At 64.5% G+C, this 23,389-nt stretch carries 20 protein-coding genes; 10 read left to right on the top strand and 10 right to left on the bottom strand.

Annotated features, from left to right (window positions below; all coding sequences use genetic code 11):
* Positions 1 to 49: 49 nt before the first annotated feature.
* The 7 genes from NGM99_RS17385 to NGM99_RS17355 are packed head-to-tail and all read left to right on the top strand — an operon-like array spanning position 50 to position 6,390.
* A complete protein-coding gene (locus NGM99_RS17385) occupies positions 50 to 697 on the top strand; it encodes a helix-turn-helix domain-containing protein (RefSeq protein ID WP_353937432.1) in 648 nt (215 codons plus the stop codon).
* 37 nt (positions 698 to 734) lie between these two features.
* Positions 735 to 1,808, top strand: coding sequence for an extracellular solute-binding protein (locus NGM99_RS17380; RefSeq protein WP_252821240.1), 1,074 nt, complete (start codon positions 735 to 737; stop codon positions 1,806 to 1,808).
* A 24-nt stretch (positions 1,809 to 1,832) separates the two neighbouring features.
* Positions 1,833 to 2,705 carry an ABC transporter permease gene (locus NGM99_RS17375; protein ID WP_252821238.1) on the top strand — a complete coding sequence of 291 codons (873 nt, stop codon included), beginning with the start codon at positions 1,833 to 1,835 and terminating at the stop codon, positions 2,703 to 2,705.
* On the top strand, positions 2,705 to 3,502 hold the full coding sequence (locus tag NGM99_RS17370) for an ABC transporter permease (RefSeq protein ID WP_252821236.1): 798 nt from the start codon (positions 2,705 to 2,707) through the stop codon (positions 3,500 to 3,502). Before NGM99_RS17375 ends, NGM99_RS17370 begins: the two co-directional genes overlap by 1 nt.
* Complete coding sequence (locus tag NGM99_RS17365; RefSeq protein WP_252821233.1) at positions 3,499 to 4,611, top strand: ABC transporter ATP-binding protein; 1,113 nt, start codon at positions 3,499 to 3,501, stop codon at positions 4,609 to 4,611. Before NGM99_RS17370 ends, NGM99_RS17365 begins: the two co-directional genes overlap by 4 nt.
* A gap of 19 nt (positions 4,612 to 4,630) precedes the next feature.
* Positions 4,631 to 6,016, top strand: a complete 1,386-nt coding sequence (locus tag NGM99_RS17360; RefSeq protein ID WP_252821231.1) for an NAD(P)/FAD-dependent oxidoreductase — start codon at positions 4,631 to 4,633, stop codon at positions 6,014 to 6,016.
* Between the two features lie 14 nt (positions 6,017 to 6,030).
* Positions 6,031 to 6,390 (top strand): cupin domain-containing protein, encoded by a 360-nt coding sequence (locus NGM99_RS17355; RefSeq protein ID WP_252821229.1) that lies wholly within the window; start codon positions 6,031 to 6,033, stop codon positions 6,388 to 6,390.
* Positions 6,391 to 6,403: 13 nt separating this feature from the next.
* On the opposite strand, the gene NGM99_RS17350 is transcribed toward NGM99_RS17355, so the two are convergent.
* Complete coding sequence (locus NGM99_RS17350; RefSeq protein ID WP_252821227.1) at positions 6,404 to 6,961, bottom strand: Pycsar system effector family protein; 558 nt, start codon at positions 6,959 to 6,961, stop codon at positions 6,404 to 6,406.
* Positions 6,962 to 7,110: 149 nt separating this feature from the next.
* Here NGM99_RS17350 and NGM99_RS17345 point away from each other — a divergent pair, with 149 nt between their 5' ends.
* Together NGM99_RS17345 and NGM99_RS17340 are read left to right on the top strand one after the other, a co-directional pair.
* Positions 7,111 to 10,869 (top strand): TonB-dependent receptor domain-containing protein, encoded by a 3,759-nt coding sequence (locus NGM99_RS17345; protein ID WP_252821225.1) that lies wholly within the window; start codon positions 7,111 to 7,113, stop codon positions 10,867 to 10,869.
* Positions 10,870 to 10,916: 47 nt separating this feature from the next.
* On the top strand, positions 10,917 to 12,875 hold the full coding sequence (locus tag NGM99_RS17340; protein WP_435371454.1) for a CHASE2 domain-containing protein: 1,959 nt from the start codon (positions 10,917 to 10,919) through the stop codon (positions 12,873 to 12,875).
* A gap of 58 nt (positions 12,876 to 12,933) precedes the next feature.
* Here NGM99_RS17340 and NGM99_RS17335 read toward each other — a convergent pair whose 3' ends face one another.
* From NGM99_RS17335 to NGM99_RS17310, 6 genes are read right to left on the bottom strand one after another with little or no spacing between them, the layout of a single operon-like run.
* On the bottom strand, positions 12,934 to 13,887 hold the full coding sequence (locus NGM99_RS17335) for an SIS domain-containing protein (RefSeq protein WP_252821221.1): 954 nt from the start codon (positions 13,885 to 13,887) through the stop codon (positions 12,934 to 12,936).
* A gap of 23 nt (positions 13,888 to 13,910) precedes the next feature.
* Entirely contained in the window at positions 13,911 to 14,789 is an 879-nt protein-coding gene (locus NGM99_RS17330) for a carbohydrate ABC transporter permease (protein WP_252821219.1), read from the bottom strand.
* Positions 14,786 to 15,709, bottom strand: coding sequence for a carbohydrate ABC transporter permease (locus NGM99_RS17325; RefSeq protein WP_252821217.1), 924 nt, complete (start codon positions 15,707 to 15,709; stop codon positions 14,786 to 14,788). Before NGM99_RS17325 ends, NGM99_RS17330 begins: the two co-directional genes overlap by 4 nt.
* Entirely contained in the window at positions 15,709 to 16,977 is a 1,269-nt protein-coding gene (locus NGM99_RS17320) for an extracellular solute-binding protein (protein WP_252821215.1), read from the bottom strand. Before NGM99_RS17320 ends, NGM99_RS17325 begins: the two co-directional genes overlap by 1 nt.
* A gap of 25 nt (positions 16,978 to 17,002) precedes the next feature.
* A complete protein-coding gene (locus tag NGM99_RS17315) occupies positions 17,003 to 17,956 on the bottom strand; it encodes an N-acetylglucosamine kinase (protein WP_252821214.1) in 954 nt (317 codons plus the stop codon).
* Between the two features lie 6 nt (positions 17,957 to 17,962).
* Positions 17,963 to 18,760: a DeoR/GlpR family DNA-binding transcription regulator gene (locus tag NGM99_RS17310; RefSeq protein WP_252821212.1), complete on the bottom strand. Its 798-nt coding sequence runs from the start codon at positions 18,758 to 18,760 to the stop codon at positions 17,963 to 17,965.
* Positions 18,761 to 18,902: 142 nt separating this feature from the next.
* Here NGM99_RS17310 and NGM99_RS17305 point away from each other — a divergent pair, with 142 nt between their 5' ends.
* Complete coding sequence (locus NGM99_RS17305; RefSeq protein ID WP_252821210.1) at positions 18,903 to 20,177, top strand: D-tagatose-bisphosphate aldolase, class II, non-catalytic subunit; 1,275 nt, start codon at positions 18,903 to 18,905, stop codon at positions 20,175 to 20,177.
* 115 nt (positions 20,178 to 20,292) lie between these two features.
* Here NGM99_RS17305 and NGM99_RS17300 read toward each other — a convergent pair whose 3' ends face one another.
* The 3 genes from NGM99_RS17300 to NGM99_RS17290 all read right to left on the bottom strand — a co-directional run bounded on the left by NGM99_RS17300 (position 20,293) and on the right by NGM99_RS17290 (position 23,370).
* Positions 20,293 to 21,114, bottom strand: coding sequence for a carbohydrate ABC transporter permease (locus NGM99_RS17300; protein WP_252821208.1), 822 nt, complete (start codon positions 21,112 to 21,114; stop codon positions 20,293 to 20,295).
* Positions 21,115 to 21,117: 3 nt separating this feature from the next.
* Positions 21,118 to 21,984, bottom strand: a complete 867-nt coding sequence (locus NGM99_RS17295; RefSeq protein WP_252821205.1) for a carbohydrate ABC transporter permease — start codon at positions 21,982 to 21,984, stop codon at positions 21,118 to 21,120.
* 63 nt (positions 21,985 to 22,047) lie between these two features.
* Positions 22,048 to 23,370, bottom strand: coding sequence for an extracellular solute-binding protein (locus NGM99_RS17290; RefSeq protein ID WP_252821203.1), 1,323 nt, complete (start codon positions 23,368 to 23,370; stop codon positions 22,048 to 22,050).
* Between the last annotated feature and the right edge of the window lie 19 nt (positions 23,371 to 23,389).

Raw genomic sequence — 23,389 nt, 5'->3', positions numbered from 1 at the left:
AGCCTTTGTGCAGTCGAGCTTTACGATTTTGTGCGGAGACGTTTGAGGCGTGGATCAGGTGGTCAGCGAGCGCATGGAGGTGGAAGGCGGTGATCCCGCGCTTGCCATGCTTGCCGCGCGCATCCGCCAGCTGCGCCTTTCGCGCAAGCTCTCGCTGCGCCAGTTGGGCGAGCTGAGCGGCACATCTGCTTCCTTTATCAGTCAGCTTGAACGTCAGCGAACGGGCGCGAGCACTTCGACGCTCAACCAGATCGCCTCGGCGCTCGGCATTTCGGTTGCCGACCTGTTCGAGGAGCGGGCGGGCGCGGGCCATGCCGTCTTGCGCCGCAGCCAGCGCCCTGCCCTTCCGCCCAGCCACGGCTGCCGCAAGTCGCTTTTGTCGCGCCGTCCCGTGCAGGACATGGAAGTCTACGTCGGTGAGTTCGAGATCGGCGGCTCGACGGGCCCCGACCTCTACACTCACGGCGGCGCGCATGAGATGCTTGTCGTGCTTCGCGGCGTGGTGGAGGTGAGCCTCGGCGAAAGCCGCCATATGCTCGAGGAAGGCGACAGCCTCGAATATCCGACATCCACCCCTCATCGCACCGAGAACGTCGGCAACAGCCGGGCCGAGGTGATGTGGATCATCGCACCCCCGACCTCGGCGCGCGTCGAGCTCGATCAATACGTCGCCTGGAAGCCGCTCGCGGCCAGGTGACAGGGAACCCTCGCGAGCCAAAAATGGGAGACTGGAAATGAAGACACATTTGACGCTGGCCGCAGCTGGCGTGGCGCTGGTGCTGGGCGCCCTGCCCGCCATGGCGCAGGAAAAGCCCGTCGCGGGCGAGGTCAAGGAAGGCTCGCTCAAGGGCAAGACGCTGACCTTCGTGTCCTATGGCGGCATCTATCAGGACGGCCAGATCGCGGCACTCAAGGAATTCGTTGACAAGAGCGGCGTGAAGCTTTTGAGCGATGGTCCGACCGAGACCGCCAAGATCCAGGCGCAGGTGGAATCCGGCAATGTCTCCTGGGATGTGGTCGATACGTCCGATTTCCCGCCATATGTTTATTGCGGCAAGCTGTTCCAGAAGCTCGACATGTCGAAGATCGATACGTCCAAGATCCCGGCGGGTCAGGTCGGCGAGTGCTCGGTGCCGGCGATGAACTACGGCGTCGTGCTCATGTACAACAACGAGACCTACAAGGATAACCCGCCGAAAAGCTGGGCCGATTTCTTCGACACCGAGAAGTTTCCGGGCACGCGCGCCATCGAAGGCTCGGGCGACGTATCGGGCGGACTGCTCGAACAGGCTTTCAGGCTGAACGGCGGCGACCCGAAGGCGATGAAGCCGGAAGACATCGACGGTGCCATCCAGAAGGTGCGTGACATCGGCTCCGACACGATCTTCTGGAAAACCGGCGCGGAATCCCAGCAGCTCGCCGAGTCGGGCGAGGCCGACATGATCATGATGTGGACCGGCCGCGCCATGGCGGCGGTCAAGAACGGCGCGAAATATACGCCCGTCTGGCAGGACTGGCTCGTGGTCATGGACCAGTTGACCATCCCCGTCGGCGTCAAGGACACGGATGCGGCCTATGCGCTGATCAATGCCTATCTCGGCAAGTCCGCGCAGGAGATCCTCACCGAAAAGACCTCCTACACGCCGATCAACAACGAGGCCCAGCCCAAGGTCGAGCCGGCAGTCGCCGCCTTTCTCACCAACACGCCGGAGCGCCAGAAGCAGGGCTACCAGCAGAACATCAAGTTCTGGGTGGATAATTACGAGGCGGTCAACGAGAAGTGGAGCGCCGTGCTGGCCGGAAACTGATCGCCGACACGGGGAGCCTCAGGCATGAGCACGAGCGACACACGATCCGATTCCGGCGCCGCCTCACGGGCGCGCCGGAACTGGGGGCCGCTCGCGCTCGCTTTGCCGGCACTGCTCCTGCTTGTCGGCGTGATCGGCTATCCGCTCTTCACCGTGGTCCTGCGCAGTTTGAGCCAGCCCGAATGGGGGTTGCAGAACTATATCTGGTTCTTCGGCACGCCGGTGAACCTCGTGGTTCTGCAGCGCACCTTCACGATCTCGGCCTGGGTCACGCTGGTCTGCGTGGTCGCGGCCTACCCTTACGCCTATGCGATGACGGCGGTCGGTCCCAAGGCCCGGCTGCTGTTGACGCTTTGCGTGCTCATACCCTTCTGGGTCAGCGGTGTCGTGCGCACGCTGGCCTGGGTGATCCTTTTGCAGGATTCGGGCGTCATCAATTCCACCTTGCGTGCGCTCGACCTCGGACGTCTGCGCCTGATCCGCACGCAGACGGGCGTCGTGATCGGCATGGCGCAGGTGCTGCTGCCCTTCATGATCCTGCCCCTCTATTCGGTGATGAAGGGCATCGATCTGCGGCTCGTGCAGGCCTCGCGCAGTCTCGGCGCCTCGCCCTTGCGCGCCTTCTTTACGGTCTATCTGCCGCTGTCGCTGCCGGGCGTCTATGCGGGGGCCATCATCGTCTTCATCCTGGCGCTCGGCTTCTACATCACCCCTGCTCTGCTCGGCGGTCCGCGCTCGACCATGCTGTCCACGCTGGTGCAGAACCAGGTGCTCAGCCTGCTGCAATGGGGCCGCGGCGGGGCGATGGGCGTGGTCCTCTTGCTCGCCACCTTCATTCTTCTGGCGCTTGCCGGGCCATTGATGCGCCAGAAGCATAAGCAGGGAGCGCGCAGCTGATGGCGATGCATCCCTGTACCCGCGTCATGCTCGGCCTTTCCTGCCTGCTCGTCGCGCTCTGGCTCGTCGCGCCCACGCTGGTCGTGGTGCCGATGTCCTTCAACGGCAACAAGTCGCTCGCCTTCCCGCCCGTCGGCTTTTCCTGGCAGTGGTACGAGAATTTCGTGTCGAACCCGGAATGGTCCACGAGCTTCTTCAATTCGCTCAAGGTCGCGCTCATCGTGGCGGTGCTCGCCACCGTACTCGGCACGCTTGCGGCCTTCGGGCTCGACCGCATGAAGGCGCGAACTGCCGGTCTTCTGCGCATGCTGCTGCTCACCCCCATGGTCGTGCCCGGCGTGGTTCTCGCCATCGGCATCTATGCCGTTTATCTCGACACGCAGCTGGTCGGCACGCTGACGGGTTTCGTGCTGGCGCACACGATCCTCGCTTTGCCTTTCGTGCTGATCGCGGTGCAGGCGAGCCTTGAAGTGTTCGACAAGCGTCTTGAAACGGCGGCTGCGAGTCTAGGTGCGGGTCGTCTCGCCACCTTCCGTACCGTGACGCTGCCCTTGATCGCGCCTGGCATCCTGTCCGGTCTGCTCTTTGCCTTCGCCACTTCCTTCGACGAGATCATCGTCTCGCTCTTCATCACCAATCCCTACCTCAAGACATTGCCCGTTCAGATCTTCAGTTCGATCACACGCGATGCGGATCCGACGGTGGCTGCCGTGGGCACGATCCTGCTTTGCGCCACCACGATCCTGATCGGCGGCGGGCTGTTTCTGATGGGCCGCGAGCGGAGAGGAAACCTGTGAACCCGAACTCACCGACACGCGGCGCTGCGATCGACCTTCAGAACGTCTCCAAGGCCTATGGCAGTTTCCGGGCACTCGACGGCGTTTCGCTCCATGTCGAGCCCGGCGAGTTCATGACGCTGTTGGGCCCTTCCGGCTCAGGGAAAACCACGACGCTGAACGTGGTCGCGGGCTTCACGGAGGTTTCCAGCGGCGCGCTTCAGGTCGGCGGCAGGAGCGTGGTCGGCGTACCGGCGCACAAGCGCAATATCGGCGTCGTCTTCCAGCACTATGCGCTGTTCCCGCATATGACGGTGGGCAAGAACGTCGCCTATCCTCTCAGCCTTCGCGGTGTCAGCAAGGCCGAGCGCGAGCGTCGCGTGGCGCAGGCGCTCGACATGGTGAAGATGCGCGATTTCGCCCATCGCTACCCGAGCGAATTGTCGGGCGGCCAGCAGCAGCGCGTGGCCTTCGCCCGCGCCATCGTCTTCGATCCGCCGCTGCTCCTGATGGACGAACCGCTCGGCGCGCTCGACAAGAAGCTGCGCGAATGGCTGCAACTCGAGATCAAGCGCATCCACCGCGAGCTCGGCACCACCTTCGTTTATGTCACGCATGATCAGGAAGAAGCACTCGTGCTCTCCGACCGCATCGCCGTGTTCAACAAAGGCCGGATCGAGCAGGTCGGGACGGGACGCGAGCTCTATGACGAGCCCAAGACCCTGTTCGTCGGCCGTTTCATCGGGGATTCTACCGTGTTGCGCGGCCAAGCGCGCAGCGATGGCACCAGCACCGCGCTCGATGTCGCCGGCCAGACGGTGACCGTGCCCCGCCGTCTGGATGGCTCCGACACGCCTGTCGTGCTGCTGCGCCCCGAAAAGCTTGCGATCCGAAGGCCGGGGCAGATGGCTGACACTCACAACCGCTTGTCCGGCACGATTGCCGAAGCGATCTATCTCGGCTCCGGCTCGAAATACGAGGTGCGCCTGCGCGACGGCTCTTCGGCCATCGTGCGTTCGGGGCTTTCGGAAGAGGGTTTCCGCATCGACGACCCGGTCGAACTCTGCTTCGCCGGACAGGACGCCAAGCTTCTGGCCGACGACAAGAGTGCCGACGCGACCCTCACCTGATTTCCTGAAAGCCTACACCATGCAAGCGCAGCGCAATGGCGACATCTCCTTCTGGTATGCCGATATCGGCGGCACGCCCAAACCCCGCGCGCCGTTGCCGGGCAATACTGAGGTGGACGTCGCAATCGTCGGCGCGGGCTATACCGGGCTTTGGACGGCCTACTACCTGAAACAGGCACAGCCGGATTTGCGCATCGCGGTGCTCGAACGCGAATGGGCGGGCTTCGGCGCCTCGGGCCGCAACGGCGGCTGGCTGTCGGGCGGCTTCGGCTGGTCGCGCGAGAAATATCTGAAGACGTCCACGCGCCATGCCGTCAAGGACATGCAGAAGGCCATGGCCGGCACGGTGGACGAGGTGATCCGCGTGGCCGAGCATGAAGGCATCGACGCCGATATCCGCCGCGTCGGCAACCTGACGGTCGCCACCAACCAGCCGCAGCTCGCCCGCGCGCGGGATGAATTCGCCGGCATTCGCGAATGGGATTTCGATCCCGCCCGCATCCAGTGGCTCGATCAGGCGGCGTTCAGCGCGCGGATCAATGTGAAGAACGCACTCGGCGGCTATGTCATCAACGGCCAGGCCCGCGTGCAGCCGGCCAAGCTCGTGCAGGGACTGGCGAAGGCTGTCGAGCGGCTGGGTGTGCCGATCTATGAGCAGACGGCCGTCACGAAGATCGAGCCGGGCGTCGTGTCCACGACGCGAGGCACGGTGCGCGCGGAAACCATCATCCGCGCCACCGAAGGCTTCACCGCCGGCATTCCGGGCGAAGAGCGCACATGGCTGGCGCTGAACAGCGCGCAGATCGTCACCGAGCCCGTGCCCGACGCACTGTGGAAGGAGATCGGCTGGGAAGGCCATGAGCTTCTGGGCGATACGGCCCATGCCTATTGCTACGCGCAGCGCACGCGCGAAGGCCGTATCACCATGGGCGGACGCGGCGTGCCTTATCGCTTCAACTCACGCACCGACGTGAACGGGCAAACGCAGGACGCAACGATCCAGAGCCTTCACGCGATCCTGACACGCCTGCTGCCGCAGGTCGCGCACTTACGCATCGACCATGCCTGGTGCGGCGTGCTCGGCGTGCCGCGCGACTGGTGCACGACCGTCGGCCTCGACCCCAAGACGCGCATCGGCTGGGCCGGCGGCTATGTGGGCCTAGGCGTCTCCTCCTCGAACCTGTCGGGCCGCACGCTGACCGACCTGATCCTCAATCGCGACACCGATCTCGTCCGCCTGCCCTGGGTCAACCGAAAGGTGCGACCGTGGGAGCCCGAGCCGTTCCGCTGGCTGGGCGTCCACGCCATGTACCGCCTTTACCGCATGGCGGATGAGCGCGAGGAAAAGGGCCTCCCCCGCTCGTCCAAACTCGCGGCCTTCGCCGACCGTCTCACCGGCCACTAAACGCAGAGCACACCATGATCGACCTCGAAAGCTTCAAGGGCCTGGCCCAGATCGACCTTGGCCCCTTCGGGCCCAAGCCCACTTGCCTTGAGGGCGACCAGCAGGAAGCGGCCGTATCCCTGTGGACTTCCCCCGATGGCGCGCTCGATGTCGGTGTCTGGGAATGCACCCCCGGCCGCTTCAGTGCCGACCGCTCGGCGGCTGCCGAGCTCTGCCACATTATCAGCGGCACCGCTGAGCTACGGCGCCACGATGGCGAGGTGCGCGTGCTGAATGCGGGAGACCTCCTCGTCCTCCCGCGTGGCTGGAAGGGCGAGTGGGTCATCCGCGAGCAGGTTCGCAAGCTCTATGTGATGCAGGGCGACCCGAAGTGAGCCGACGGCGCGATCACCCGATCGGCCGCGTGCCCCAGCCGAGCAGGAAGCAGTAGGACACGACGACCACCATCAGCCCGCGAAACGCCCAGCTGACATGGGAATATTTCGCGCGGTTGATGGCCGAAAGCGCGTCCACGTTCATGATGTACTGGTCGAACAGATAGGCAGGGTCGTCCCGCTCGCGCGCGTTCAGAAACGTCGCGCGGTTGACGGGCCAGGTGTTCCAGTAAAGCGAGCTGCCGACAGCACTCTTGCGCGGCAGCACGACCAGGATCGCCGACACCATCGAAACGAGAACCGACACAGCCAGAACCGCGGACAGAAACATCGCGACGAGATCGCCCGTCTGGTAGCGAGCAGGGTCGAAGACCGCCCGGCTTTCCGCAGAGGTCACCAGAAAGGCCACCATGAAGGTGAAGATATAGGCCGCCTTCTGGTCGGCAATCTTGATCTGGTCGTAGAACGTGTCGTTGATCTTCTTCAGATGGTCAAGAAACGCCTTGTCGTCGCTTGTCAGTTTTCGTGCTTCGAGCACGGGCGCAACAACAGTTTCTGCTTCGCCAGCCATTCATCCCCACTCCCATATCGCGCCTCAGCAACACAAAGCTGAAACAGTGCATGCATAGACCCGCGCTCAGGCGGAGCCAGTCTTGACCCGGATTTGCGCGCATACGCATATCGGCAACACTGGTGGGGCAACAACAAAAAAGAAAACAGATGAAATTACGCTTGGCATTTCTCGCGGCGGGGGCCGCGATCTGTGCAGTTGCGGCGGCTCAAGCCGAGCCATTGCCACGCCAAGGGGCGGCGGCGGGCTCGGTGATCGCGCGCAAGAGCGGCGAGGAAGCGCGGCTGATCGAGGTCGGCAACTGGCGCACGGTCGATCTGCGCCAGGACCTGTTGCCCGGCGACACGCTGCGAACCAACGCGACCGGCAATCTCGCGATTCTCTTTTCCGACCGCACGCAGGTCCGCCTCGGGCGCAATTCGACGCTGGTGGTGCGCAAGATCGGCGGCTCGGGCGAGGACTCGGAACTCGAACTGCAGGCCGGCGCGCTTTGGGCGCGCGCGGAGCGCGGTGGCGACGGTGTGCGGGTGGAAACCCCGGCCGCGGCCGCGGCCATTCGCGGCACCGACTGGGCCATGCAGGTGTCGGGCGACCGCACTGCGCTGACCGTCCTCGAAGGACGGGTCGAGCTTTCGAATGCGCAAGGGTCGGTTCTGGTCGATCAGGGCGAGGCAGCCTCCGCCGCGATCGGTCAGGCGCCGACCAAGATCCTCATCACCACGCCCAAGGACCGCGAGCAGCAGCTGACCTATCTGTCCTTGCGCACGGGTTTCACTTTCGTACCCACCACGCCGCTTTCCAATCGCGAGATGCGCACGGCGCGTGACAGGATCGCGGCCACGCCGGAAAGGTCGCGCACGGCCGAGGATTGGGTGACGCTGGCAGAGGTCTCGCTCGGCACGGGCAACCGGCAGGCCACCAAAGACGCATCGGCGCGCGCTCGGGCTTTGCGCCTGAGTGCAACGGAGCAGGCGCGGCTCGATCTGGTGGATGCGATGATCGCAGGCGCGGAAGGCCGGCAGACAGAGGCCGCGCGGCTGTTCGAACGGGCAGCCCCCCGGCTCGATCCCGAACGCCGGGCCGTCGCCCGCTATGGCGGCTATTTCGCCCGCTCGCTTGCCGCTCCCAACCGCGTCGAATCCCCGCCCAGTGCCGCAGAGGGCGGACCGGCCGCAGCGATTTCGGCGGCGCTCACGGCAGGTTTTCTCCAGGATATCCCGGCCGCACTCAAACTCATCCGGGAGGCGGAAGCGCGCTACCCGCAGGACGCCACGCTGCCGGCCGTGCGTGCGCAACTGGCACTGGTGCTCGACGACCGCGCGCAGGCGGAAGAGGCCATCAACCGGGCACTCGCGCTCGACCCCGACGAGCCGACCGCCCTCGAAGCCCGTGCCAGTTATCGCGTTTCCGCCAAAGGCGATCTCGACGGCGCGCTGGCCGACCTGACGCGTGCGCGCGAAGTCGCGCCGGGATCGAGCACGGTTCTCAACGCCTATGGCCTCGTGCAATCGTCACGCGGTGCGGATCGCGAGGCCGAGGCTGCGTTGAAGGAAGCCATCGCCGCTGATCCGGAAGACCCGGTCGCCTATGCCAACCTCGCCACGGTCTATCTCGATCAGGATCGTCTGCGTGAAGCCAAGCCGCTGATCGACAAGGCGCTCGCCCTCGATCCCGCCTTCGATGTCGGCCTGACCTTGCGCGGTCGCTATCGGCTGCAAACGGGCGAGATCGATGCGGCGCTGAACGATCTGCTCGCCGGCACAACCGCGAGCCCGTCCTATGCGCAAGGCCTGCTTCTGCTCGCAGCCGGCTACTACGAAGGCGGCGACCGGGATGCGGCCGAGCAGGCGCTGGACAATGCCGACCGCCTCGACCCCAACGATCCGGTCATGATGAGTGCCAGAACGGCGATTGCCATCGACGACTACGATTCCGACCGCGCCATCAAAAGCGCGCAGGAAGCCCTGCGGCGCACCCGCGCCCGCGGCGGCACCTATGCGGCGCTCAGCGCCAATCGCAGCGAAGGCTCGACGCTCAACGACGCGTTCCGCCTGCAGGGCCTGAATGCCTGGGGCCGCTATTACGGCGACGCCGTGTTCGACCCCTTCGCGGCGACCGCGCTGGTGGATCAGGCGGTGTCGGGCAGCGCCGACCCTTTCGCGAACCGACTCGATTATGGCGGCGCGCCCAGTGAGCCCTCCTTCAACAATGGCGCCTTCTCGTCATTCTTTCAGGGATTGCTGCTCGACCCCGCGATCCTCGCCGGCCGCACGCGCGGCGCGAACCTCTTGCGCCGCCCCTTCGTCGAAGGTTCTCTCGGCGGCGGCTTCGTGGCGCCCGAAAACGGCAAGGCCGGATGGACGACGCAAGCCGAGGCGCAGGGCTTCGCCGCAGTCCCCTTCCCCATCAGCTTCTATGCGCGCTTCGATGGAAAGGAGTCGGAAGACTCACGCGAAGGCTCATATGACCGCGCTGTCGATACGGATGTGAGCTTCGATCTCGAGGATCAGGACTATTCGGGACAGTTCTATGTCGCGGCGAAGCCGACGCCCTATGACCGCGTGGTGGCCTATGTCGATGCGCGGCGGGACGGCGATGATCTGCGTGACGCGCTTTTCACCTTCGATCCAGGCATTCCATTCCTCGAACTCATCACCGGCCTGCCTCCGGCCACACTGGAGGCAACGACGTATGATCGGGAACTCACCGACAAGTCGCTGACGTCCGGCCTCGCCTGGAGCCATACATTCGGCTACCGGAACGTCGCGAGTGCGGCGATCTTTGCTTCCGGCTACGATCGAACCAGCAGTGAGTCTGCCACGATCGACCTCGACTTCCTTGGCATTCCCCTTGAGGGCACGAGTGAGATCGAAGGCGAGTTCGAACAGCGTTCGCTGATCGGCGCGGTCAATCATTCGGTCTCCTTCGATGATCTGACCCTGCGTTATGGCATCGAGGGTGGGCGCATCTCGCAGTCCCAAAGCGGAACTTCGGATACTGCGATCCCCGATATCGGCTTCGTGCTTCCAACGACCGAAACCGATGCAAGCGCCGAGTTCAACGCCGTCCGCGCCTATCTCGACGGCGTCTACGAGTTCACGCCCAATCTGAAACTCGAAGCCGGCGCGTTCGGAACATGGCTCGAGTCCACCGAAGTCACGATGGATGGCGCGGATGGCGGAGACATCTCGGTTGAGCGCTTCGAGCCGCGCCTCGGCCTCGCGTGGGCACCATTCGACGGGCAATGGCTGCGCGCGGGCTTCATGCGCGAGTCCGGTGCCTTTGCGGCCGGAACGCTCGCTCCGGTCGGGGTGCTGGGGCTGCAATCCAACCAGCTGCCGCTTGCCGTCACCGGCTATTCCGACACCTTCCTCGCACGCTGGGATGCCGAATGGACGGACAGGCTCTTCACCTCGCTCGACTACCAGCATCAGGAAATCGAAGGGCTCAACATCCCCTCGCCGGGCAGCCTGACCACTGCCGATGTGGCGGAAGGCCGGATCGACCGCGTGGCGGGCACGGTGAACCTTCACCTGGGCTATGGGCTTGGCCTGTTCGGCACCTATGCGGTGATCAGTTCCGAAAATGAGGACGAAGGCGCCAACGAAGGCGACAGCCTGCCATATGTGCCCGAGGACGTGGTGCGGCTCGGTTTCACCTATGTGAACCCGACCAATGTCTCCTTCACGCTTGCGGCCACGCGCATCGGCGAGCGCGAAGGCGGCCTTGGCGCCGCCACCCTCGACCCATACTGGACCACCGATGCCTCGCTGAAATGGGAGCCATTCGACAAGCGGTTCGAGGTGGAACTCAACGCCTACAACCTCTTCGGCGAGGAGTTCGAAGTGGCCGAAGGCCTGCCCGGCTGGAACCGCACCTTCACCGGCACCTTCAAGGTGCGGTTCTGAAGCTTCCGCGCGTCATCCGGTGGCGGCCGACCCGCTGGTGGCGGCAGCTGCCGGGCGGCGGCGGCCGCGACATCGCCGCGCGCAACCGGCGCCTGGGCATCGTCTTCCTGACGGTTGTCGCAAGTCTGGGTGCCGGCCTGTTGCCGCTGGCCGGCCCGTTCAAGCTGATCGAAGCCCGCCTCTTCGACTATCTGTCCACCTTTCATCCGCCGGCCCGGCCCGCGAACGGGCCGGTGATCGTCGCGATCGACGAGCCCTCCTTTTCCGAACTCAACCTGCAATGGCCGTGGCCGCGCGGGCTCCATGCGGAACTGATCGAGGCCTTGCGCGCGGCGGGTGCGGAGGCCATCGGCGTCGACATCATCTTCGCCGAGCCTTCCGCATCGGCAGAAGGCGATAAAGCGCTGGCTGCGGCGACCGGACCCGACGTGGTCTTGGCGGGCGACGAGACGGTGATCCGCACGCCGCAAGCCGATCAACTGGTGCGTACCGAGCCGATGCCGCTTCTGCTCGAAAAAGGCGCCACAGTCGGCCTCGCTTCGGTGACGCTCGACAATGACGGCACGCTGCGCCGTTTGCCGAGCCTCGATGACGGCTTCGCGGCAACGCTTCTGCGCACGATCGGGGAAACGCCGGACATCCCGGAGGGCGCCCTGCTCCAAAGCTTCGGTGCCGCGCGCAGCTATCCCACCGTTTCGTATTATCAGGCGCTCGATCCGGAGAACTTCCTTCCGCCCGGCTTCTTCCGTGGCCGCACGGTGATCGTCGGCCTGTCGCTTCAGGCCTCGGCCGATGCGCAAGGCGGCGCGGATTCCTTTGCCACCTCGCAGACCGTGCGCGACGGCAGGCTGCTTGCGGGTGCCGAAGTCCAAGCAACGGTGCTCGACAATCTGCGCCACGGCCTCTTCATCACGCCCGCCTCGACGCTCGTCAGCCTGGCGGCGACACTCGGCATGGCATGCCTCGGAGGCCTCCTCGTCTGGCGCGGCACAGGCTGGCAGACGATCCTGCTTGCTTCCCTCGGCGTGCTCGGTCTCTTTGCGGGCAGCTATCTTTTCCTCCGCTTCGGCCGCATCTATGCGCCGCCGGTCGCACCCGCGCTCGCCTTTCTGTTTGTCGCAAGCGCACAAGGCGTGCGCGACTACGCCGCCGAGCGCCGCTTACGGCGCGGCATCACACGCGCCTTCTCGCAATATGTCTCGCCGGTGATCGTGGAGCGGCTGGCACGCGATCCGGAGCGGCTCAAGCTCGGGGGCGAACGGCGCACGCTCTCGATCCTGTTCTGCGACGTGCGCGGCTTCACCACCATCGCCGAGCGCATGAAAAATGATCCGGAAGCACTCACGCGGCTGATCAACCGCCTGTTGAACCCGTTATCCGCCGTCGTCATCGCCCATGGCGGCACGATCGACAAATATATCGGCGACGCGTTGATGGCCTTCTGGAACGCGCCGCTCGATGACCCCGACCACGCCCTTCACGCGGTGCAGGCGGGGCTGGCCATGAATGATGCGCTCGAGGCGCTCAACGCGGAGCTCGCGGCGGAAGCGGCGGCGAAAGGCGAGGAACCGCTGAGTTTGCGCATCGGCGTCGGCGTGAACACAGGCGACTGCGTGGTCGGCAATATGGGCTCCGACATGCGTTTCGATTATTCCGCCTTGGGTGATGCCGTGAACCTCGCCGCGCGCCTGGAAGGCGAGACCAAGAATTTCGGCGTCGAACTTCTGGTGGGAGAGGAAACCGCACGCCACATCCGCGACCGCCTGCCGCTTGCGCCGCTCGATCGCATCAAGGTCAAAGGTAAGCTCGAACCGGTGGAGGTCTCGACCGTCCTGGCCGGCGCAGACCCCGAGACGCTCGAAGCCCATCGAACGCTGCTGGAGGATTTCTGGTCGGGTCGTCTCGATCCAGAGGATCCCCGCCTTTTTCTGCTCAGCACCCGGCTTCCTGCCCTCGACGCCCATTACGAGCAACTCGCCCGCCGCAGCAGGCTCACCGTGGACTGAGCCTAAAGCTTCTGCACTACGAGCTGATGGGATGTGACCGCAACAAGTCGAGCCGGGTTCAGGCGAGAACCACGACCTTGTTCAGGTGGCGCGGGGCCTCGGTGTCGGCGCCCTTCATCTGGGCCACCCGCTCGCCCAGAAGCTGGAGCACGGGCAAAGCGGCGAGCGCGCGACCGGCATCGTCGGCTGGCAGATCGAAGGACAGATCGCCGGGACCGCCGAAGGCCAGGACGAAAGCGCCCTTGCTCTGCACGTCCGACACTACCTTGGCCTCTTCGGCGGCGGTCGCATGGTTGTAGATCATCACGACGAAACTCGTCTCGTCGACGAGGCTGATCGGGCCGTGACGGTATTCCATCGGGTGAAAGGCCTGCGAGGTGCTCAGGCTCATCTCCTGCAGCTTGAGCGCACCTTCGGTCGCAAGCCCATACTGCACGCCGGCGCCAAGATACACGAAATGGGAGCGGTTCCGGATGATGCGTGCGAGATCGGCATCGGCCCGCTGCATCAGCGTTTCGGCGGTTCTCGCGATGCCGGCGTCGAGGGAGAAACCTGCCATGCGGAAGCCTGCCATCAGCATGAGGCTGGCTGACACCGTCATGACGATGCCTTCGTCCGGATGGGTGCGCGCATAAACGACTGTCTCAGCCGCACGCGCGATCGAGCTGTCCTTTTCGCAGGTGATGGCGATGGTCCGCAGGCCGCGCTTGCGGCTTTCCTCCACGGCCTGCACCGTTTCGCTCGACTCGCCGCTGCGCGAAAGCGCGACCACGGTTGCGTCCGCTTCGTCGGCCGCATAGTTGCGCGGCCGACGCGCCCATTCGGCGCCGGGCACCGCAATCGCCTGATGTCCCTGCGCATTGAAGGCGGCTGCGATGCTGAGCGCGAGATAAAAGGAGGTGCCGCAGCCGACGATCACGTTGAGCTTGGTGCCCGGCACCGGCAGGTCGAGCGTCAGCGCATCGGTCCAGAAGGGGAACTGCTCGCGGATCACGCGTTCGGTGACGTTCATGGGATGGTCCTGTGTTTCAAAATTCACTTGGTCGCGCCGGCCATCAGGCCGCTGACAAGAAAGCGGTTGAGGAAAAGCACGAGCAGCACGGGCGGCACGATGGCGAGGATGCCAGCCGCGTTCATCAACCCGTAATCGACATAGTTGCGGGTCACGAATTCGGGGATCAGCACGGTCAGGGGTTTGGTGGCGAGCGTCGGGGAAAAGACGAGCGGCACCATGAACTGACCCCAGGCACTCAAGAATGTGAGGATGGCCGACGCAATCAGGCCGGGCGCCGCGAGAGGCAAAACGATGCGCATCAGTGTATAGGTGCGCCCTGCCCCGTCGAGCCAGGCGGCCTCCTCGAGCGAGATCGGCATCGCCTGATAGACGCTGCGCATCAGCCAGAGTGCCAGGGGCAAAAAGGCCGAGACATAGATCAGCGTCACGCCCACATAGGTGTCGATCAGCTTCAGCGAGATCATCAGCCGATAAAGCGGGATCATCACGGTGTAAGCGGGGATGGCAAGTGTCGCCACAACGAGCACGAAGAGCAGTTCGCGCCCCGGAAAACGCAGGCGGACAAAAGCATAGGCGCCGAAGGCGGCGAGCGCCACGGTGATCACGGTGGAGGCCAACGAGGTGACGAGGCTGTTCACGAAGGCAGCGGAAAACTGCGGCCAGACCGACTGAACCGCATTGCCCTGCGAACTGCTCGTCGCGCCGAACAGCTTGGCGTAATGTTCGAGCGAGGGGTTCGCCGGCCACAAGCGGAGCTCACGCGACAACAGATCGGCCGGCGGCGTCAGGCTCGTGACCAGTGCCCAGAACACAGGACCGAGCGACCAGACGAGCAGCAGGAGCACGGCCGCCGCCGTGCCGACCTGTCCGGCGATGCGGGAAAGGCTGCGCCGGCTCATTCGTAGCGGGTCTCGCGATAGACTTTCAGCACATAGACCAGCGAGACCAGCAGCGAGGCGATCATCGCCAGCACGGACAGCGCCATGCCGAACGAGAATTTGAGGTTCTGGAAGGCCGACATATAGACCTGGATGATCACCGTGCGGGTATCCAAGCTCGTGCCGGCCAGGATCCACGCCTCGTCGAAGAGGTTGAAGGCGAAGACGGTGGACTGGCTGAGCGCGATCGCAATGCCGCCCGAGATCAGCGGCAGCGTGATCGAGCGAAAGGCGCGGATGGGTCCGGCCCCATCGAGGCGCGCGGCCTCATAGAGCTCCTTCGGGATGCTCTGAAGAGCGGCGAGCAGGATGATGGCGGTCAGCGGCAGCATGCGCCAGACATGAACGAGCGCAATCAGAAAGAGCGCGGTCGTCCGATCGTTGAACCACACGCGGTTGGTATCGATCAGGCCGAGCGCTTGCAGCACGCCGTTCAGCAGCCCGTAGCTCGGATTGTAGATCCAGAGCCAGACCAGCGCATTGACCACGGGTGGCAGGCACCAGGGCAGAACCAGAACCGCAAGCAGCCAGCGGCGGCCGCGCTGGATCTTGTTGAGCAGGAGTGCCGCGCCCAATCCGCCCACGGCCTGAAGCGCGACCGCGATCACCACGTAAACAAGCGTGTTGAACCAGGCCTGACGCACATTGGCGTCCGCGAAGGTGGCGGCATAGTTGCCGAGGCCCACGAAAGGCGTGCCGGCCCGCATCGGGTCGATACGGTAAAGACTGTCGAGCAGCGTGCCGACCACGGGCAGGAAGACCAGCCCGCCCATGATCGCGATGATGGGGATGACGAAGGCAAGGCCAAGCCACGCCTCCTCGTTCCGGCGGCGCGAGCCCCGCATCGAAATCTTCTGCAAGGGCTCGGCCGCAGCAACCATCACTGGGCCTGCGCGGCGATCGCAGCCTCGGCGATCTGCTTCACCGCGTCATCGACGCTGATCTGCCCCTTGGCGGCCTGGTTGAGCGTGGAGGCGACCGCACTCGAGAATTCAGGATACCAGCCCGGCGTCCCCTGCGCGAAAAGCGGCTCGACGAGCGCCGCCTGCTGAAGCAGCACGTCGCCGCTCGCAAGCTTGCCCTCGGCGTTCAGCTTTTCGAGCACGCTGGTGCGCGTCGGCAGGTTGCCGAGCGCCGCATAGCTCGCCATCTGGTTTTCAGGCTTCAGGAGCCAGTCCACGAAGGCGAGGCCGGCCTCGGGATCGGCTGCGGAGACCGGAATGCCGACCGCGCCCGGCAGGCCGAAGGTGCGCGACTTGGGGCCGACATGGGGCATCAAGCCCGCCTCCGCATGCTCGGCCACCTGCGACTTCGCCTTGTCGGAATAAACCGCGAGATTGCCAGCCCAGCCGGCGACGTCGAAGGAAATCTTGCCGCTCTTGAACAGTTCCTGGATCTCGACATCCTTGAGGCCGGTGGCGGCCGGGTCGACGAGCCCAGCTTTCAGAGCCTCGATCTCGAAGCTCATGGCCTTGTAGCCGGCGGAGTCCGGCGTGGTGAAGAGCGGCTTGAATTCGGCGTCGAAGAGGTCGCCCCCGAACGCCTTGGTCAGGAGATACCAGGCGGTCGCGCTGCCTTCGGTGGCCGACAGCGGCAGGCCGATCGGATATTCGGCGATGCCGGCCGCCTTGATCGCTTTCGCAGCAGCCAGCAGCTCGTCGGGCGTCTTCGGCGCCTCGGTGATCTTGGCACGGTCGAGATGGTCGCGGTTGAAGATCAGGATGCGGAAGTCATTGTTGTAGGGCACCGCCATCAGCTTGCCGTCGAACTTGAAGATCGCGGCCGTGGGCAGGTCGGCGATGAGGGCGGCATCAACCTTGTCGTCGAGCAGCGTGTACCACTCAGCCGAGCCGAACTGGCCGACCCAGGACCAGTCCACTTCCGTGACATTGGCGGGTGCGGTGCCTGCCACCATGGACGTGACGATCTTGGTGCGGATGTCGTCCCAACCGAGCGTCTGGGTGTCGAGCGAAATGCCGGTCTCGCTCGTGAAACGGTCGGTCATCTCCTTGGGCAGCGTGCCCCATGGCGGCAGGAGAACGGAGATGGCCTTGCCGTCATGCGGCTTGGCCTGATCCTGCGCGAAGGCAGGCAGGCCCAGCAGCAGCGGCAGAGCTGTGATGGATGCGAGAAGAGTGCGTCTGTTCATGGCAGTTCCCCTTGTTGTGATCTTGCTATGAAGCGAGTGCCGGATGAGCACCAAGCGAAGCCGCAAGGCGACTGATCCAGCCGTCATCGACCGTCCAGCCGGCGAGCATCGCGGCCCGCAGCACGGCGCCTCCCACGGGCGGCAGGCGCAGCGGTTCAGGCTCGGAGCCGACCCTTTCGGCCACCATCCGGCGCAGAACCGGGCTCTGAAACGTTCCGCCCGCGCAGGCCCAGGTAAGTGGCATGGCGCTTTCCGTCAGCCGCCAGGCGGTTCGCGCGTGCTCGGCGAGTTCATCGGCGGCGCGTCCCATGATCTTGAGCGCAGTCGCGTCGCCGTCCTCTGCCAGCTCGGAAACCGTTCGCGCGAGAGAAGCGAACCCGGCGCGCCTGTTCTGGAGGCCATAGGCCCATGTCAGCAGGTTCTCGCCACCCACTCCGGCAGCAGCAAGGATGCTTGATGCGAAAGCCTCGGCCCCGGAGCGCTTGTCGAGCACGCGTGTGGTTTCGGTAAGCGCCTCGCGCCCGATCCAGAAGGCGCTGCCCTCGTCGCCAAAGGCCTCGCTCCATCCACCGACGCGGATCTGCGGGGCATCCGCCCCACCGACGCTCGCCCATGCCATCGAGCCCGTACCCGAAAGAAGCAGCACGCCGCCCTTGCCGCCGAGCGCGCCGTCGAAGGCCACACGGACGTCGTTGTCGGCGCGGCCCATGGAACCGAAGATGCCTTTCGCGATCGCGTCCTGTTCGGCCGTGACGCGGGCAATCTCGCCATGAACGGGCAGTCCCATCACGCCGGCCGCGGTCGGGCCGTCGCCAGCCTGCGCGGCCTCTAACAACGCGCGGAGCCGTTGCTGCCAATCCGGGTAGGTGAGTGGATCGAGGCCGGTCGAGCGATCCAGCCGCGCGACAATGCCGGCCCTGTCAACGATTGCCAGAAGCGTCTTGCTGCCACCCCCGTCCAAGCCGAGAACCCGATCCATCGCGGCTCAGCCCTCCATGGCCTGAACGGAAGCGAGCGGGGTGGCCACGACCGTTGTGGCGCAGCCGCATTCGTCCAGGCGAGTGCGCCAGTCGGGCGACACGGCAGCATCCGTGATCACCTGAAGCCCGGGTGCTAGCGGTGCCACCAGATAGGTCAGGTGGCGCCCGAACTTGGATGCATCCACGAGCAATGTGGTCTGGCTCGAGCGCGCCATCATCCGCTCGTTGAGGCGTGCCTCGTTCTCGTCGAGACTGTAGAGACGGTTGTCGTCCGCAATCGCGCCGGCTCCGAGAAACAGGCGGTCGAACCAGAGCCGCTCGATCATGCTTTCGGCCGCCGCGCCGACCATGGAAGCATTCTCGGAGCGCAGCATGCCTCCAATCACCGTCACATTGAGCCGCGGAATGTCGGTGAGCGCCTGGGCCACGACCAGCCCATTGGTGAAGACCGACAACGGCATCGGGTCGAGGCGCAGGCGTCGGGCGAGCTGCAGCACGGTGGTGCCGGCATCCAAGAAAACCGAACTGTGCGGCTCGATCAGGTCGAAAGCGGCATCGGCGATGGCGCGCTTGGCAGCGAGATTCTCCTGCTCGCGCACGGCAAAGGCCACTTCCACCCCGGCGGACGTCGCGATGCGCGCGCCGCCATGCGCGCGGGCCACCACGCCCTCGGCTTCCAGAACGAGCAGGTCGCGGCGGATCGTGGCATGCGACGCGCCAACGGCTTCGGAGATGTCCTGAACCGAGGAAAAACCCTTCGAGTAGAGGTGCTGACGGATGGCGGTCAGCCTGTCATCCTTCATGATGCGGTCCGTTTGGTGCAGCGCAGGCAGCGCTTCATTTACCCGACGCTACAATGAAAATAATCATAGTCAATCATATTATTGATTTTCTATGATTGGATATGCCTTACGTGCGGACGCAACGCGAGAGATCGGAGCTTCGATGTCGGATTTTCTTTCAGGCCTTTCCTTGATCCCGCTCGGCCAGGGGGGTGGCATCACCTCGGTCTGCTCGGCACACCCTTGGGTCATCGAGGCTGCGCTGCGCCATGGCCTGACGCATGACGGGCCGGTTCTGATCGAGGCGACCTGCAACCAGGTCAACCAGTTCGGCGGCTATACCGGCATGACCCCTGCCGACTTCCGCGCGTTCGTGGAAGCCATCGCGGGCGAGGTGGGCTTTCCGGTCTCACGCCTGATCCTGGGCGGCGATCATCTGGGCCCCAACCCATGGCGCGGTCAGCCGGCCGAGGACGCCATGCGCCACGCTTGCGATCTTGTTGCCGCATATGTCCGGGCCGGCTTCACCAAGATTCACCTCGATGCCAGCATGGGCTGCCAGGGCGAGAGCGAAGCGGTGGGTGACACCCTCGCCGCCTCGCGTGCGGCCGAACTGGCATTGGCTGCCGAAGGGGCTTCAGCCAAAGCCGGCCAGAGCACCAAGCCGCTTTATGTGATCGGGACAGAAGTCCCGACACCGGGCGGCGCGCTGGAAGCGCTCGATCACGTGGTACCCACCAGCGCTGACGCCGCTCGCCTCACCTACCAGGCCCATGCCGAGGCCTTTCAGCGCTTGGATCTCGGCGACGCGTTTTCCCGTGTGATCGGCCTTGTGGTGCAGCCGGGCGTCGAGTTCGGCGACGCGGCCGTTCTTCACTTCAACCCGGAAGCGGCTGCGGAGCTCAGCACGGCGCTCGAGAGCATGAAGGGCGTCACGTTCGAGGCCCATTCCACCGATTACCAGACCGAAGCCGCGCTGACCGCGCTCGTCCGCAACGGGTTCCGCATCCTGAAGGTCGGACCCTGGCTGACCTTCGCCATGCGCGAAGCGCTTTATGGCCTCGATGCCATCGCATCCGAACTCATGCCGACGCGAACGAGCCTCAAACAGGAAATGGAAGGCTTGATGGTGGATGAACCCGGCTTCTGGCAGCGCTACTATGATGGCGATGCCACGACGCTACGGATCAAGCGCCATTTCAGCCTGAGCGATCGCATCCGCTATTACTGGCCCCACGCACGCGCGCAGCACGCGGTCGATGCGCTCTTCCAAGACCTCGGCACGTCACCTCTGCCCATGCCGCTCGTCGGGCAATATCTCAGCCGCATCGCGCACCGGTTTCAGACCGATCCAAAGGCGCTTCAGCCCAAGCTGCTCGTGATCAGCGCCATCCAGGAGGTGCTTGGAGTCTATGCAAGAGCCTGCGCTGACACTTGAGGAAGCAGGGAAGCCCGAGAGCGCAGGAACAAAGAAGGCGTTTTGATCTCGCAGTGCCGGCCGATCGTCATGGCACCTCTCTGTGATGGTATCGTCGTCCTGCTATCGTGGCCGATCAACCCTTCAGCGCCCCTGCGGTCATGGACCCCGAAATCTGCCGGTACATGATCAAACCAAGCAATGCGGGCGGCAGGGCACCGAGGATCATGACGGCGGACGCCGTGCCCCACTGCACGCCGCCGCCGCTGGCTGCAAAGAAGAAGGAGGCACCGACGGTGGTCGGCACGGCATTGGCGGTGGTCAGCATCAGGCCGAACAGGAACTCGTTCCAGGCCGTGATGAAGCCGAAGATGAAGGTGGTGACCAGTGCGGGCCGGATCACCGGGCGGACGATGGAAAACATCACGCGCAAGGGGCTCGCACCATCCATCATCGCCGCCTCGTCGAGTTCGGGGGAAATGTCGTTGACCGCGTTGACGAGGATCACAAGCGCCAGCGGAATATTGACGATGGCGAGGATCAGCCCGAGGCCCAGCCGCGTGTCGAGCAGGCCAAGCCATTGATACATCATGTAAAGCGGGATCGCGAAGATCACGAGCGGCAGCGCGCGCAGGTTGATGACGAGCGGCAGAAGCAGGCGCTGCCCGACCTCGCTGCGTGCCACGGCATAAGCGGCAGGCAGCGTCAGAACGATCGCGATGCCGGTGCCGAGCAATGAGGCGACGAGGCTGTTCAGCAGGTAGTTGTAGATGTTGAAGCGCTCGGTCTCGGCGAGAACGCTCGCATAATTGGCGAGTGTGGGCGCGGAAACAGTCAGCCCCGGATTGGAGGAGAGCTCACGCGCGCTCTTGAACGAGGTGACGAGCGTGACGATCACCGGGAAGTTCATCGCGAAGGCCGCCACCGCGAACACGATCCAGCGCAAAACGGCGACCATCAGTCAGCGTCTCCGCAAACGGGCGAGCCGGTTGAGGCTCATCAGGAACAGCAGCGACGCGATGAAGAGGATGACGGAGGCGGCCACGGCCTTGCCGATCGCCCCTTCCTTGAAGAAGGCCTGATAGATGAACATCGACAGCGACGTGGTCGATCCGCCCGCGCCGGCACCCGTCAGCGCATAGATGTTGTCGAAGACGCGGAAGCCGTCGATGAAGCGGATGAAGAAGGCGATCACCAGCGTCGGCATCATCAAGGGCAGTTCGATGAAGCGCAGAATCTTCCAGGCCCCCGCCCCATCGAGCGCGGCCGCCTCGCGCAGCGCATCGGGGATCGCAAGATAGGCGGCATAAAAGAGCAGAAAGGCGAATGGCGTCCATTGCAGGACTTCGACCACGGCCAAAGTCCAGAAGGCTGTTTGCGGGTCGAGAAAGGCCGGGCTGTCGCCGAACCATTCGAACAGATAATACGGCACAGGCCCGGCGAACTCGTGCAGCACGAGGCGATACATCAGGCCGACCATCGCGGGCGCAACCATCAAAGGCAACATCAGCGGCGCCAGCAATATCGGGCGCTTGCTCAAGAGGGGTGCCAGAAACACGGCCAAGAAAAGCCCGAGCAGACACTCGGCGAGTGCCGTCAGAAGGCCGAAGCGCAGGGAAAACCCGAAGGCGCGCCAGAATTCGCCGTCCCGAACGACCGTCAGATAATTGCCGAAGCCACTCAAGGTCGGGCTGCGCAGCGTCTCGAACGAAACGGTCGAGACCGAATAGACGAGATTAACCAGGGCGGGAAAGCCCAGAAACAGCAGCAGGAAAGCTGCCAGCGGCGACAGAAACAATCGCCCATGGGTTTTGCCGAGGATCGCCATCGCTTCAGGTCCACACAGAGAGCACGAGGCGCTTCCGAATGGGAAGCGCCTCGCCTCTTCAGATTACTTCTTGAGAAGGTCCTGCATGCCGGATTTGGTCTTGGACAGGGCCGTGTCGAGGTCCTGCTGGCCCGACCAGTAGCCGGTGAATTCCTTCGCCTGAAGCTCATAGACGGACAGCGCATTGGCCGAGGTGGCACCCGTCATGACATATCCGTATTTTCCAGCGAACTCGCCCAGCTTGACGAGATCGGGCCTCTCCTTGGCAACCTTCGCCACCACCTCAGGCGTCAGTGCCGGAGAGCCGCCATTGCGGGCGTAAAGGAGAGCGGCATCTTCGGTCGCGAGCCAGCGCAGGAATTTCGCCGCGCCTTCCTTGTTCTTGCCGTTCTTGTTGATGCCCAGGCCCAGACCGTGGATGTGGTCGGCGCGGCCGTTGGGCCCGGCAGGCGGCGCGACGATGCCGGTGACGTCAGCCACGGTCGGCGATTTCTCGGCGCTGGTGAGATCGGCAGCAGCCGCATTCCATTGCAGCGCGGTCGCTGCCTGGCCCGACGCGAAGGCCGCGTTGGTTTCGGCATATTCGTAGGACAGCGAGTCGCGCGGCGAGGCGCCGGCATCGTAGAGCTTCTTGTAGAGTTCGAGCCCGGTGCGATAAGCGGGGGAATCCACGGTGACCGCGCCCGACGCGTCAGTCCAGTCGCCGCCATACGAACGCGGCAGGGACTGGAATACCATCATGTTGAAGAGCAGGTTCTTCATCTGCAGCACGGTGCCATAGCGCACGGGGCTCGAACGGTTCACGCCCTTGGAGAAGTAGAGCGTGGTCGCTGCCCAGTCGTCCCAGGTCCAGCTGTCGGGGTCCTTCGGCTCCAGGTCCTTGCCGAGTTCGGCCTTGGCGATCTCCTTGTATTTCGCCTTGGCCTCGTCGTCCCGCATCAGCGCATCGATCAGGTCCTTGCGGTAATACATGAAGTGCAGCGACAGGTCGGTCGGCACGCCATACTGCTTGCCGTCGAACTGCATGGTTTTCAGCACGGTGTCGCCGAAAACCTTGGCCGCATCCGGTCCGAGATCGACGGGTTCCATATAGGGCGCGTAGCGGCCGATCGAGTAGGTGGCGACGAGGTTCGCGTCGAAGGCGTCGGAGCCTGCGGCCATGTCGGCCTGAAGCTTGTCGTAGAAGCCTTCGCGGTTGAAGAAAAGCAGCTCGACCTTGTCGTTTTCACTGGTGTCGGGCGCCTTGTTGTAGGCTTCGACGGCGGCGCGCAAGGCGGTTTCTTCCGAGCCGCCCGGCCAGCCGAGCACGGTGACCTTGGCCTGTGCCGGCAGGGCGGCGCTGGCCAGGAGAGCTGCGAGCGCGAGAGTGATCTTGGTCCGTTTCATGCACTTTCCCCTTTGTTTG

It is taken from the genome of Mesorhizobium liriopis, assembly GCF_024053505.1.
Taxonomy (GTDB): Bacteria; Pseudomonadota; Alphaproteobacteria; order Rhizobiales; family Rhizobiaceae; genus Mesorhizobium_B; species Mesorhizobium_B liriopis.
Note: the sequence above shows the minus strand (reverse complement) of the source record. Positions and strands in the feature narration are given on the sequence as shown.

Coding starts and splice junctions, on each gene's coding strand:
- NGM99_RS17330 (WP_252821219.1), bottom strand. CDS start 14,789: ATGAGCCGGCGCAGCCTTTCCCGCATCGCCGGACAGGTCGGCACGGCG.
- NGM99_RS17315 (WP_252821214.1), bottom strand. CDS start 17,956: ATGGATCGGGTTCTCGGCTTGGACGGGGGTGGCAGCAAGACGCTTCTG.
- NGM99_RS17300 (WP_252821208.1), bottom strand. CDS start 21,114: ATGGTCGCCGTTTTGCGCTGGATCGTGTTCGCGGTGGCGGCCTTCGCG.
- NGM99_RS17375 (WP_252821238.1), top strand. CDS start 1,833: ATGAGCACGAGCGACACACGATCCGATTCCGGCGCCGCCTCACGGGCG.
- NGM99_RS17325 (WP_252821217.1), bottom strand. CDS start 15,709: ATGGTTGCTGCGGCCGAGCCCTTGCAGAAGATTTCGATGCGGGGCTCG.
- NGM99_RS17335 (WP_252821221.1), bottom strand. CDS start 13,887: ATGAACGTCACCGAACGCGTGATCCGCGAGCAGTTCCCCTTCTGGACC.
- NGM99_RS17320 (WP_252821215.1), bottom strand. CDS start 16,977: ATGAACAGACGCACTCTTCTCGCATCCATCACAGCTCTGCCGCTGCTG.
- NGM99_RS17370 (WP_252821236.1), top strand. CDS start 2,705: ATGGCGATGCATCCCTGTACCCGCGTCATGCTCGGCCTTTCCTGCCTG.
- NGM99_RS17310 (WP_252821212.1), bottom strand. CDS start 18,760: ATGAAGGATGACAGGCTGACCGCCATCCGTCAGCACCTCTACTCGAAG.
- NGM99_RS17305 (WP_252821210.1), top strand. CDS start 18,903: ATGTCGGATTTTCTTTCAGGCCTTTCCTTGATCCCGCTCGGCCAGGGG.
- NGM99_RS17345 (WP_252821225.1), top strand. CDS start 7,111: ATGAAATTACGCTTGGCATTTCTCGCGGCGGGGGCCGCGATCTGTGCA.
- NGM99_RS17350 (WP_252821227.1), bottom strand. CDS start 6,961: ATGGCTGGCGAAGCAGAAACTGTTGTTGCGCCCGTGCTCGAAGCACGA.
- NGM99_RS17360 (WP_252821231.1), top strand. CDS start 4,631: ATGCAAGCGCAGCGCAATGGCGACATCTCCTTCTGGTATGCCGATATC.
- NGM99_RS17290 (WP_252821203.1), bottom strand. CDS start 23,370: ATGAAACGGACCAAGATCACTCTCGCGCTCGCAGCTCTCCTGGCCAGC.
- NGM99_RS17355 (WP_252821229.1), top strand. CDS start 6,031: ATGATCGACCTCGAAAGCTTCAAGGGCCTGGCCCAGATCGACCTTGGC.
- NGM99_RS17295 (WP_252821205.1), bottom strand. CDS start 21,984: ATGGCGATCCTCGGCAAAACCCATGGGCGATTGTTTCTGTCGCCGCTG.
- NGM99_RS17380 (WP_252821240.1), top strand. CDS start 735: ATGAAGACACATTTGACGCTGGCCGCAGCTGGCGTGGCGCTGGTGCTG.